The 12,323-nt window shown below is 61.7% G+C and carries 10 protein-coding genes; 5 read left to right on the plus strand and 5 right to left on the minus strand.

Features of this window, described 5'->3' with window-relative positions:
* Positions 1–166: 166 nt before the first annotated feature.
* Together B0G82_RS33550 and B0G82_RS33555 are read left to right on the plus strand one after the other, a co-directional pair.
* Complete coding sequence (locus B0G82_RS33550) at positions 167–859, plus strand: phosphatase PAP2 family protein (protein ID WP_116144482.1); 693 nt, start codon at positions 167–169, stop codon at positions 857–859.
* Positions 860–1,023: 164 nt separating this feature from the next.
* Positions 1,024–2,334: a tryptophan leader peptide gene (locus B0G82_RS33555; protein WP_121310394.1), complete on the plus strand. Its 1,311-nt coding sequence runs from the start codon at positions 1,024–1,026 to the stop codon at positions 2,332–2,334.
* Between the two features lie 73 nt (positions 2,335–2,407).
* Here the strand turns inward: B0G82_RS33555 and B0G82_RS33560 are convergent, their stop codons facing one another.
* Complete coding sequence (locus B0G82_RS33560) at positions 2,408–4,456, minus strand: pyridoxamine 5'-phosphate oxidase family protein (RefSeq protein ID WP_121310395.1); 2,049 nt, start codon at positions 4,454–4,456, stop codon at positions 2,408–2,410.
* 33 nt (positions 4,457–4,489) lie between these two features.
* A complete protein-coding gene (locus B0G82_RS33565; protein ID WP_121310396.1) occupies positions 4,490–5,131 on the minus strand; it encodes a glutathione S-transferase in 642 nt (213 codons plus the stop codon).
* Between the two features lie 109 nt (positions 5,132–5,240).
* Between B0G82_RS33565 and B0G82_RS33570 the strand changes: the two genes are divergently transcribed.
* On the plus strand, positions 5,241–6,161 hold the full coding sequence (locus B0G82_RS33570) for a LysR family transcriptional regulator (RefSeq protein ID WP_121310397.1): 921 nt from the start codon (positions 5,241–5,243) through the stop codon (positions 6,159–6,161).
* Between the two features lie 57 nt (positions 6,162–6,218).
* On the opposite strand, the gene B0G82_RS33575 is transcribed toward B0G82_RS33570, so the two are convergent.
* From B0G82_RS33575 to betC, 3 genes are all read right to left on the minus strand, one after another.
* Positions 6,219–7,367: a porin gene (locus B0G82_RS33575; RefSeq protein WP_116121491.1), complete on the minus strand. Its 1,149-nt coding sequence runs from the start codon at positions 7,365–7,367 to the stop codon at positions 6,219–6,221.
* 271 nt (positions 7,368–7,638) lie between these two features.
* Positions 7,639–8,589 (minus strand): choline ABC transporter substrate-binding protein, encoded by a 951-nt coding sequence (locus B0G82_RS33580; protein ID WP_106280811.1) that lies wholly within the window; start codon positions 8,587–8,589, stop codon positions 7,639–7,641.
* Between the two features lie 55 nt (positions 8,590–8,644).
* On the minus strand, positions 8,645–10,183 hold the full coding sequence (gene betC, locus B0G82_RS33585) for a choline-sulfatase (RefSeq protein ID WP_121310398.1): 1,539 nt from the start codon (positions 10,181–10,183) through the stop codon (positions 8,645–8,647).
* A 163-nt stretch (positions 10,184–10,346) separates the two neighbouring features.
* Here betC and B0G82_RS33590 point away from each other — a divergent pair, with 163 nt between their 5' ends.
* Both B0G82_RS33590 and purU read left to right on the plus strand, forming a co-directional pair.
* Positions 10,347–11,261 carry a LysR family transcriptional regulator gene (locus B0G82_RS33590; protein ID WP_121310399.1) on the plus strand — a complete coding sequence of 305 codons (915 nt, stop codon included), beginning with the start codon at positions 10,347–10,349 and terminating at the stop codon, positions 11,259–11,261.
* Positions 11,262–11,398: 137 nt separating this feature from the next.
* Complete coding sequence (gene purU / locus B0G82_RS33595) at positions 11,399–12,274, plus strand: formyltetrahydrofolate deformylase (protein WP_106280816.1); 876 nt, start codon at positions 11,399–11,401, stop codon at positions 12,272–12,274.
* Positions 12,275–12,323: the final 49 nt, after the last annotated feature.

Raw genomic sequence — 12,323 nt, forward strand, 5'->3', positions numbered from 1 at the left:
AAAGCGTGTGACGCGCTAAAGCAAGCAGTGCCGGCGACATGTCCGCCGCGGCTATCGACGCGCAATTGACGCGCGATTGACGGATATCGCGTGAGCGCCAGGAAAGGCGGCGCATTGATTGGGATATGCTAATCTCGGTCGCCTGGCTCAACTTTATTACAAAATAATGAACAGCTTCGATTTGTCTATCGAAACATATCTGTCCAACCTACACTTCGGCCATCTCGCGACGCGATCCATTGCAAGTATCGCCGACCTTTACACATTCAAAGGCCTCGTACTCATTCCCGTGCTTTGGTGGATGTGGTTTCAGCACGACGAGCGCCGCGAATGGCGACAAGAAATGGTTCTTGCGACGCTTTTCAGCGGCCTCGCGGCGCTCGTCGTCGGAAGACTGCTGACTCACTGGTTGCCGTTCCGGGTCCGCCCCGTCTACAACGCCGAACTGCATCTGCAATTTGCAGGTAGCGATATCAACGACGCACTGCTGACAAGCTGGAGTTCCTTCCCCAGCGACCACGCGATGCTATGGATGGCGGTCGCCACCGGTATCTTCCTCGTGTCGCGTCGCATCGGCGTGCTGGCGATTCTCTATACGGCGCTGTTCATTTGCCTTCCGCGCGCTTATCTCGGCTTTCACTACCCGACCGATTTGCTGGTGGGCGCCGCTGTGGGCATCGTCATTACCTATGTCATGACGCGAGATGCCATCCGCGTGCGCTACGCCACGCCGGCGCTGCGATGGATCGAACGCCACCCCGCGCCTTCAGGGATGCTGGCCTTCGTTCTGTGCCTCGAACTCGTTACGCAGTTCGACGAACTGCGCACACTGGCGAGCAGTGTAGTCAGAAATTTATAAACCCCGCGTGGCGCTGAAAGTGTCGGTGTGGGGTGTCCAGCGCCCTCTCGCGCATGAGCGGGCGGAAAAAGCCTTGTTTTTGGCGGAACCGGTTCAGTGATCGGCGGCCGGGTGTGCAAGTATCGTTGCCAAGGCGCACACCCTACCCCTTTGCGAGGTTCAGGATGGTTTGGAGACTCTGGAAGACCGAGAAGCGGCAAGATGGGACGCAAAGCTGGCCCAACGATACGAATCAGTCGATCAAGCAGCTTCTGGGCATGTACCTGAGCAGCGATGCCGCACCGTTCGCAGGGTGGGCCGCGCCCGGCATCACATTCACGCCAGATGTCGAACCGGTCCTGCGAAACGGAGTCCGGGGATATCAGCTCGCTCTCTGGTTCTGGCTCTTTGCCGAGAAGCACGGCACGATCGCGGCACGCATGGTGCGTGAGTCGTTCTGTCTGTTCGCTGAGGAAGCGCAACCGTCATCCGGTGAGAGGATCGATGCCCTCCTCGACTTCGAAAATCGCCTTGCGCATTCTATCGAGGGAATTTCTTCCCAGGAGCGTACGTTCCGGCTGGAAAGCCTGCCGGTTGAGCTGCCGATGGAATTCTTTCTGGCCACGGGTTTCCTCCGGCTTGCACCGGAGTCCCCTTATGCCGGAGAAAATGAGAGCGCCAGTCTGCAAGGCAACGACTACAAGCTAGCTGACTGCTTTCGCCATGCAACGGAGGAGGCGTTGGCGGTCTTCCGGGCGATGATCGACAAAGTCGACTTTGACGCGAAATCGCTATCCAACTGGAAATGGAGCGCCCATCCGGGCGCTGCCGAGCGGCATCTGCAACGACGCCACGGCAATCCCCTGTTTCCCCTGCACCGCCAGATGGTGACGGCGCATGACGTCTATGAAGCACGTCTTGCCGACACGCAGGCCCTTCACGAAATCAGCAACGAGCTTGGTGAGCTCAACCACTCGTTCGCGCAGACGACCGAACTGCCGCTGAACTGGCAATCTTTCCTCGACGGATATCGGGACTACGTCGACCGCCTCGATGAACGCCGCCTCGCGGCGGGTGGGCAGAACGCGCCGCTCGGTGACGCAATTGCCAGACTGCGCACCGACATCCTCACGACCTGGCGCACTTCCCTTCACAGAAGCCGCCATAGCCTCGCCGCGCTGGACCAGGAAGAAGCGCAAAGGGCCGAGCGACGCGCGCTTCTGTACGGATCCGACTGGACCGCACAGCTTCTCAGTAACGGTTCTCTGATACCGCCGGAAGAGGTCGTCCCCGCCCTTCTGAGTGAGTCCCCGGCTGAGCTGGAAAAGGTGGTGACCGCCCTTCAGGCGGAGCCCCGGCTGCATGACACGCTCGTGCATTGCCGTGCAACCGCGCATCGACTTGACAACGAAGCACGCTCGGGCGGCCGCAATATTCCCGACATAGCCGGCAAGCTCCGTATTCTCGACGGTCCGCCCGAACAGATGCCGCCCTGACGTCGCCGCCGGCCGAAAATCCCGGGATTAGCCGAGCGAGCACCATCAGGCGTTGGCTTTGCGCCGCCGTCGATCAAAGATCCAGCGTCACATCCGCGTCGCCGGCCACCGGATGCGCCATGCAAACCAGCGCCGCGCCGGCTTCGATTTGCGCCTCCACTTCGCCGTCGTACTTGACCTGGCCCGACAACAAACGCGTCGAACATGTCCCGCACATTCCCGACCTGCAACTCGACGGCGCGTCGATACCGTGCGCTTCGGCCAATTCAAGCAGGCTGCCGTCGCGCGGCAGCCATTGAATCGTGCGCCCGGAGCGCGCAAAGGTCACTTGCACCGCGGCCGCGTCTTTTGCCGACGTATCCACCGGCATCGGCTCACTCTTGATGGCAAGCACACGTTTGACGCTCGCCGGACCGAACGCTTCGAAACGAATCCGTTCGTCGGCGACATTCAATCCGCGCAGACCTTCATACAGGTCACGCATGAACTGCTCGGGGCCGCAGAGATAGAAGTCGTAGTCGTCGAAAGGAAGCGCGCGCTTTAACGCGTCGATGCTCACACGCCCGGCCGACACGCCTGCGGCGGCCTCATCGGCGGCGCTATCGAAAAGATGCAGGGAAAGCGCGGTGTTGTGCGCGGCAAGCTCTTTCAACTGCGCGCTGAACGCACGTTCGCGATCGCTACGCGCACCGTGAAAGAAGAACACCCGCTTCGCTTGCGCGGCCTCCGTGCGTGACGCTGTCAACGCATGCCGAAGCATCGCCATCATCGGTGTGATGCCGATGCCCGCCGAGATCAACACGGCAGGCCGCGGGCTGTCCTCATCGAAGACGAAGGCACCGCGCGGCTTCATCGCTTCGATCTGCGCTCCGGCAATGAGATGCTCATGCAGCCATTGCGAAGCCACGCCCTCGCGCTTCACGCTGATTCGATACCGCTGCGCATCGTGCGCATCGGACAGCGTGTAGGTCCGCGACAAAGGCGTGGTGGAGTCCGCCACCGGCACGCGGATCGGCAGAAACTGCCCCGGCTTGTACGACGGCAACGGCGCCCCGTCGACAGATTCAAAATAGAACGAACGGATCGACGCAGTCTCCTCGACCACCGCCGCGACTTTCAGCTTGTGCCACGGCGATACGGCCACCGGCTTTTGCACCGCCGCCGCGAACTGCGGCGCGTACTCGACGTCCGACCAGCGAAACGGCAGCGCGCTCCGGCTGCGCCGCACTTCCTGTATGTGAAAACGAACCAGACGTTGCGCGCCTTCGAAGGCAGCCAGCTGCGCGCCGTCCCACACGATTTCCGCGCGCGCCGCGATATACAGCAGATCGCCGCTCGCAAAGTCGATGAACAACAGCCCGGCGCGCGGGTCATGGATCAGGTTGCCAATCGTGTTGAAGAAATTGTTGCCAACAAAGTCCGGCGTGGTCAGCGTGTGCTCATCGTCGACACGCACAAATCCCGGTGCGCCGCCGCGATGCGAAACGTCGACGCCGCGCGCGAGACCCGCGTCCTCAGCAAGATTTGCGCTCGCGATGAAAAACGTATCCGCTCGCGCCAGGAATGCGCGGTCGGCACCGCTGAGTTGTGTCGCAATTTCCGGCGGCTCGGAAGGTTCCGACGTACTCTGCTCCACCCAGGTCGGTGTGCGACTCTGGATGTACTTGTTGCAGTTGCCGAAACTCTGACGAACCTCGAGCGTCAACGCCGCCGCGTCCGCCGACGTCACCATGCCGTTGATCCGGTTGCGCCTGCGAGTCTGCGGCTGCAGCCCGAGACCGCCGATCATCGAACCCTTCTGCCAGCTATCCGCGAGCGGATCGCCGGCTAAAGCACCGCCCTCTATGCGCAACGTCTTCGCATCCGGCGACGACACAAAGCCCGGCCGGCCGGCGCGCACCGTCGCCCACGGCTGCCCGTGCACGTCGACGCCGCCGAACACCATGAAGGGCTGCTCGGAGAAAAACTTGCGATGCTGGTCCGGCATGTAGCGCCGGATCCCCCGGCGTCCCGACGCCTCCGCCACGCTTCTCACGCCCACGCGCTGCTGGGCGGCGAGTTCGGCGGCATGAAACGGCGAGGTCTCGGCGCCCCAGCCATTCAAAGGGATAACGGTGGACATGACCGGACTCCGGTGTTGTGAAGGATCAGCCGTTCATTCGGCGAGCAGCCCCGCTTTTGTCGAAGGCATCGCGACGAACCGCGGCAACGCCTCGACGCGGCGCAGCCACGCACGAATGTTCGGATAAGGGTCGAGCGACACGCCGCCTTCCGGCGCGTGTGCGATGTAGGTGTGCGCGGCGATATCCGCTATCGTCACCCGATTGCCTGCCGCGAACGGCTTGTCCGCCAGTTCCCGGTCGAGCACGTCGAACAGCTTCACGGCCAGCTTCTTCGCGGTCTCGTGATCGTGAGGCGCACCAAACACGGTGACGAGCCGCGCCGTGCACGGCCCATACGCGATCTGACCGGCGGCGAGCGACAGCCAGCGCTGCACAGCCGCCGCGCCGAGCGGGTCATCCGGCAACCAGGAGGCGTCGCCATAGCGCTTGGCCAGGTACACCAGAATCGCGTTCGAATCGGACAGGGTGATGTCGCCGTCCTGAATCGTCGGCACCTGGCCGAACGGGTTGAGCGCCAGATAGTCGGGCTTGCGGTTGTCGCCGGCCTTCATGTCCAGTTCGACCACTTCAAACGGCAGATCCAGCAAGGTCAAAAACAGCTTCACCCGATGGCCGTGGCCGGAAAGCAGGGTCGTATAGAGGCGGATCGGCTGGGCGGGTCGGGCAACGGGCATGACAGGTTCCGGAAAGGTGAAGGGATGAAGCGAGCATAATCCGCCCGCACCCCTTTGCAGAAGCCTGATAATCCGGGAAACACAGTCAATCGAAGATGGACAATCCACCATGGCCGATGTACGCGACGTAAACCTGAACCGCCTGGCGATCTTCGTCGCGGTCGTCGAGGCGGGCTCGCTAACCGCCGCGGCAGCGCGTCTGGGCCTCGCCAAGACGATGGTCAGCACGCACATGCAGCGGCTCGAAGCGGAGGTGGGCGCGAGCCTGCTAGTGCGCACAACGCGGCGGCTCGGTTTGACCGAGCCCGGTCGCGCATTCTACGAAGCGAGCGTGAAAATCCTCCGCGCCACGGAAGACGCGCTGGCGGCGATCGGCGGCGAAACGGCGCCCGTGCGCGGCACCTTGCGCGTGAGTTCGCCGATCGATTACGGTTCGCTTGCGGTCGCGCCGGTATTAGTGGAATTGCGCCGCACGCATCCGCAACTCAATGTCGAGTTGCTGTGCACCGATCGTTATGTGGATCTGATCGCGGACGGCATCGACGTCGCGATCCGCCTGGGCCGGCTTGCCGATTCCAACTTCCGCGCGGTGAAACTCGGCAGCTTCGTCAAATGGATCGTGGCGAGCCCGGATTTCGTCGAGATCTGGGGGCAACCGCAATCACCCGCCGAACTGTCGGCCATGCCCTTCTGCGCGTTGACGGTGCTGCCGCGTCCGTTGACGCTCGACCTGCAGCGCAACGATGGCAAAGGCGATGGCGACGCTGAAAGCGTGCGCTGCGAAAACGCGTTACTGGTGAACACCGCCGACGCCTGCCGCGCAGCGACCCTCGCCGGCGGCGGCTTCGGCCTGTTGACGGACTTCTCGATCGGCGGCGATATCGCTGCGGGTCGGCTGATTCGCCTGCTGCCGGAATGGGCGACCGAGCCCGCAAGTATTCAGGCTATCTTTCCGCCCACTAATCATCCTCCGCCCAAAGTGCGGGCGCTGATCGAGACGTTCAAGAAGCAGCTTGAGCGCGCAGCGTAATGGCACATCTGGTGTCCCGTGAACCGGGACACCTTCGAGCCTTCGCGTGTCGACGCGTCAGAACGAATGCCGCATGCCGATCCGCACATCGCTCTGCGTGTTCGACGTGGACGGCGTGAAGCTATAGCCGATCACCGCATTCACGCCATCCGACGCGCGCAGATAATCGCCGGAGACGTAGACGTCCGTGCGCTTGGACAGCAGGTAATGCAGCCCGAGCGAGCCCTGGTTCCAGTGATTGCCTTCGAACCGCGTGTGCTGATAGCCGCCGTACAACATCAACGCCGGCGTGAAGGTGTACGAGGCGCCCGCCTCATAGACCTGCATATGCGATGTCTCGCCGACTCCCTTGATGGTCGTGTAGGTAAAGTTGCCGCTCAACATGACCTTGCCGATCGTATAGGCCGCGCCGACTGCGAACGCCCCTTGCTTGTCGACCGGAAACGGCGACGAACTGTATAGATCCGTCACCGCGCCGGTCGCCGGATCGACGGACACGGTCGGCTTGCCGAGGAACGTGCGTGTGCCGATCATCGCGTACGGGTCGAATGCATAGATGCCGTTCGGATTGTTCAACTGCGTATAGGCCGCGCCCATGTTGAACGCGCTGTGCTCGTAACGCGCACCCACACTCCACGCGCTCTTGTTGTGGAAGTCACCGGCGGTATTGCCGAACGAATACATGCCGCCGAACGAGAAGCCGGCATAGTCGTTGGAGAGGAACTTGATCGAATTCGGCAGCCGGTCGCCGTTCATCCGGTCGAAGTCGCCCTGATGGATCGCGTAGCCGCTCGCCCACGCCGAGATGTTGTAGAGGTAGACGAACTCCTCCGTCATGTCGAGCTGATTACCCAGCGAGAGTTGCCCCCAGTTGTTCTTCAGGCCCACATAAGCCTGACGTCCGAACTCGGCACCGCCGAATGCAAGTTGCCCGTTGCCCACATGAAAACCCGATTCGAGCACGAACACCGCCTGCAAGCCGCCGCCGAGATCCTCGACGCCTTTGAAGCCGATCCGGTTGCCGTATGAAATACCGTCGTCGAATTTAAACTGGTGAGCCCCGCCGGCATTGTTCACGTAGGTAATGCCGGCGTCCAGAATGCCGTAAAGTGTGACGCTGCTTTGTGCATGGGCAGCCGTCGGCGCGCATACAGCGCTTGCCGCGATAGCGAGTCCCGAAAGGCTGGCGGCATTTCTCTTCTTCATCTAATTCTCCCCTGCTCTTTGCCTGCGTATTTAGTTGGATAAAGCGATCCCTGCTGCGTGCTGTTGTCCAACGCGCGGCGCTTCTCGCATGACGGGCAGTTCAGAAACCGGCTGAGACCGAGTGAAACGAATTGGAGCTATCTACGATGCATGCAACATGTCACTCACGTCCGCATTGCCGGATCAAGAATACGGGTCCAGATTTACGAAGATTCGACCGGATGCGACATAAATCTGTCGCACCGCGACCTCATCGTTAGGAATGCGGTTGTTATTTCACGCCGAGTGCGGTTTGCACCGCTTGCAGGCCATTGGCGCCGCTCGCGGTGTTCACGCCGTCGAGCCACGACTTCAATAATTCGGGGTGACGCTTGAGTGCTTCCGTGGCGGCGACATCCACGCCTGTTTTCTTTTCGAGTACTTCGGTGATCACGCCGTTTTCCAGATCGACGTTGAAGGTGAGTTGTTTGAAAAGCCGCCCGACATTCGGACACTGCGTGGCATAGCCGCTGCGCGCGACCGTATTGACCGTGGCACCGCCGTAGTTGGGCCCGAAGTACTTGTCCCCGCCGTCAAGGTACGTGAGCTTGAACTTCGTGTTCATCAAATGCGGCTCCCACGCGAGAAAGACGATCCACTTCTTCTCGCGCACCGCGCGCTCCACTTGCGTCAGCATGCCGGTCTCGCTCGATTCGACAAGCTTCCAGTTGCCGAGTCCGAACGCCTTGTCATCGACCATTTTCTTGATGTTCTGATTGGCCGGTGCGCCAGGCTCGATACCATAAATTTTGCTGTCGAACTTGTCGGCATTCTTCGCCAGGTCCGCGAAAGAATGAATGCCGGCGGCGGCCACATAGTCGGGCACGGCCAGCGTGAACTTGGCGTTGCTCAGATTCGGATGCACGACCTCGATCGACTTTTCTTCTTCGAACGGTTTGACGACTGGCGCCTGCGCCGGCATCCAGTTACCGAGGAACACGTCGATCTGCCCTTTCTTCAGGCCTTGATACGTGATTGGCACCGACAGGTTCGCCACGTTCTGCTTATAGCCGAGCGCCTTCAACAATACGCCGGTCATTGCATTGGTCGCGTCGATGTCGGTCCATCCGGGCCCGGCCATGTTGACCTGCGTGCACGACTGCGGCTCGGCGGCCGAGGCGAAAGTGGCTGCCGCGCACAGCAGCGCAACGCCGGTTACCGCCTGTCTGAAGAGCTTTTTCATTATGTCGGCTTCCTGTTCGTGGGGTGGATTGGATCGTGAGTGAGCAGCGTGCGGATCAACGGGCGACGGCGGGAAAGCGCGCCATCGCTTCGAGCGTATCGAGGTCGATGTGATTGCGCATATAGCGCTGGCTCGCGTCGACGCGCGGTTGCCAGTCCCAGGACGCGACCGTGCCTTGCGTAGTTGACGCGAAGTGAAAATGCCGGCGCCGCTGGCTTTGCAGCACTTCGTTGTGCAGCGCGGCGAGGTCCCAGCGTTGCGCGATTTCCTCACGAAATGCCGCGACTTGCGATGCATATTCGCTGCGTGCGGCAAGGTTTTCGCGTTCCAGCGGATCGGCTGAGACGTCATAGAGCTGATCGGGATCGGCTGGCGTGTGAATGAACTTGAACGGCCCACGCCGCAGCATCACAATCGGCGCAATCGCGCCCTCGGCCAGGTATTCGCCGATGGCTTCATCATGGCCGCCTTGCGTGCCCAGCAGATGCGGCACGAGGGTTTGTCCATCGAGCGAATCGGGCCACACGGCCGGTTGCTCGCCGCGCGCCAGTTCGACCAGTGTCGCCACCAGATCGAGATGCGAAACAGAGGCCTTCACGCGATGCGCGTCGAATTGCTGCGGCGCATGCACGATCAACGGAACGCGGCAACCGCCTTCGAAGAAAGTCATCTTGTACCAGAGGCCGCGCTCGCCGAGCATCTCTCCGTGATCGGACGTCACGACGATTACCGTATCTTGCGCGAGCCCGGCCTGGTCGAGCGCTTCGAGGATCGCGCCGAACTGGTCGTCGACGTAGGAGATCGCGCCGTAGTAAGCGCGGCGCGCGTTGCGGATCTGCTGATCGGTAGGCGGCGTGCGATCCGCTTCATACACATGGCGCAGACGCTTCGAGTGTGGGTCCGCATGTTCGAACGAATCGCGAAACGCGGGCATGTCGATATCTTCATCACGATACATGTCCCAGTACTTTTGCGGAATCGCGTACGGGTCGTGCGGATGCGTGAGCGAGGCGACCATGCAGAACGGCCGTGCATCCTTGCCCGCATGACGTTCGCGCGCGATATCGAAGAGTTTCTGGCGGGTGGTGAATGTGACCTCGTCGTCGAAGTCGAGTTGATTGGTGCGCACGCACGGGCCCGCGTCGATTATCGAACTCATGTTGTGATACCACGTGGGACGTGCTTCGAAATTGTCCCAGTCGGGTGTCCAGCCGAAATCGGCGGGATAGATGTCGGTGGTGAGCCGTTCTTCGAAGCCATGCAACTGATCGGCGCCGCAGAAATGCATCTTGCCCGACAGAATGGTTCGATATCCTTCAGCGCGAAGATAATGCGCGAATGTCAGCGTTTGCGACGGAAATTCCGCTGCGTTGTCATAGGCACCGATCGCGGACGGCATCTTGCCCGACAAAAAGGAAAATCGCGAAGGCGCGCACAGCGGGCTCGCGCAATAGGCCGATTCGAATACCACGCCCTGCTGCGCGAGGCGATCGAGATTGGGCGTCTTCGTCAGAGGGTGTCCGTACGCGGCCAGCGCGAACGGCGTCATCTGGTCGGCCATCAGGATGAGAATATTCTTTTTGGTGTCAAGCATGAGTGCGCGCCTCGAATAGAATCGCATGTGTCGATGCGGATGCCGTGATGGATGCAACGGCGAGCGGGCTGCCAGTGTGCCGGGCCCGCCATGAGCGCCACTATTGCCGTCCAATTCGCGGCTGTGAAGACGGCAATTCGTTATGTGCCTATAAGAGGGTGTTATGCCGAGACAGGACCGCTTGCCGCCTATGCAGGCGTTGACGATGTTCGAGTCCGCCGCGCGTCTGGCCAGCTTCACGGCGGCCGCGCGCGAACTGGGTTCAACCCAGCCCGCGGTGAGTCAACGCGTCGTGCAGCTAGAGGAAGCGCTGGGCGCGCCGCTGTTCGAGCGCGGCCATCGCGGCGTCACGCTCACCGAAGACGGCGAACGGCTCTTCGAAGCGGTACGCCATGCGCTGGACACGATTCGCCACGCCACCAGCGAAATCCGCGCGCGGCGCACGCCGCAAACGCTCACCCTCTCCACCGACTTCGGCTTCGCCACCTATTGGCTGATGCCGCGTCTATCGCAGTTCAAGGCGCTGATGCCGGACGTCGACGTGAAGATCATTACGTCGCAAAGCGTGTTCGATCCGTCGCACGATCAGGCGGATATCGCCATCGCGTTCGGCGATGAACATGCGGACTGGACCGCGCGTGGCGTGGTCAAGCTATTTCCCGAGCGCGTCACGCCGGTGTGCAGCCCGGCATTTCTCGCGGCGCACCCGTCGCTGCACGCGCCCGCTGAGCTGCTGAATCTGCCGCTCCTGCATCTCGAGCCTACCCAGCCGGCGCGCTGGCTGTCATGGGCCGACTGGTTCGCCGCGCACGAACTCGATGCGCCCGCCGCGCATCGCGGCATCACGTTCAATAGTTTTACGCTTGTCGCCCATGCGGCGATCATGGGCCAGGGCGTTGCGCTGGGCTGGGCGCCACTGGTCGACGAACTGCTCGCCACCGGGCAACTCGTCGAACTGTTCGACCCGCCGGTCGTCACGCAGCGCGGCTATCTGCTCGTCACGCAGCGCGCGGCGACACCCGTGGTCAGCGCCTTTCGCCACTGGCTGCTCGGCGAATGCGGGCTCGACGCGGAATAAGCGCTGCGCGGCGGCCTGACGCTCCCGTTCCAGCGCGACGGCGGTTAGCTTCTATCCGCATGACCGCCTGATTTGCTCTACTGCAACGATGCATGCCGCGCCCCGCGGCATCGTCCTATTGTCCAGGTGGAGTGCGCATGTCCGTCGATTCCCGTCCCGATCAGCTGGTTCTCACCGTCGCCTGTCCGAGCGCGGCGGGCCAGGTTGCCGCTGTCGTCGGATTTCTCGACCGGCACCATTGCTATATCGACGAACTGACCGTTTTCGACGACGACCTCAGCGAGCGCTTTTTCGTGCGCTGCGTGTTTCATGGCGTCGACACTCAGGAGACGCTGCACGCCACGGCGCTCAGGCGCGAATTCGAGCCGATCGCCGAACGCTTCCGCATGACATGGGCGATGCACGACGTCGGCACGCGCCCGAAGGTGCTGATCATGGTGTCGAAACTCGAACACTGTCTCGCCGATCTGCTGTTCCGCTGGCGCATGGGCGAGCTGAAGATGGACATTGTCGGCATCGGCTCGAATCATCGCGATCTCGAACCGTTGGCGCAGCAGCATGGCCTGCCCTTTCACCATCTGCCGATCACCGCCGACACGAAGCCGCAACAGGAAGCGCGATTGCTCGATCTGTTCGAGACTTCGGGCGCCGAACTGATGATTCTCGCGCGCTACATGCAGATTCTGTCCGGCGAAACGAGCCGTGCGCTGGCCGCGCGAGCGATCAATATCCATCATTCGTTTCTGCCCGGCTTCAAGGGTGCCAAACCGTATCACCAGGCACATACGCGCGGCGTCAAACTGATCGGCGCGACCGCGCATTTCGTCACCGACGATCTGGACGAAGGTCCGATCATCGAACAGGTGGTGGAGCGCGTGGATCATTCGTATAGCCCGGAACGTCTGCTTGCCACGGGGCGCGACGTCGAATGCATTACGCTTGCACGGGCCGTCAAGGCGTTTATCGAGCGGCGCGTGTTTATCAACGGCGATCGGACTGTTGTCCTGCAGTAAACGCAAAGAACGCCGCTAGAAGGCGGCGTTCATTTTTTCACGCGTTGCC

This window comes from Paraburkholderia sp. BL17N1 (assembly GCF_003634175.1).
Classification (GTDB): Bacteria; Pseudomonadota; Gammaproteobacteria; order Burkholderiales; family Burkholderiaceae; genus Paraburkholderia.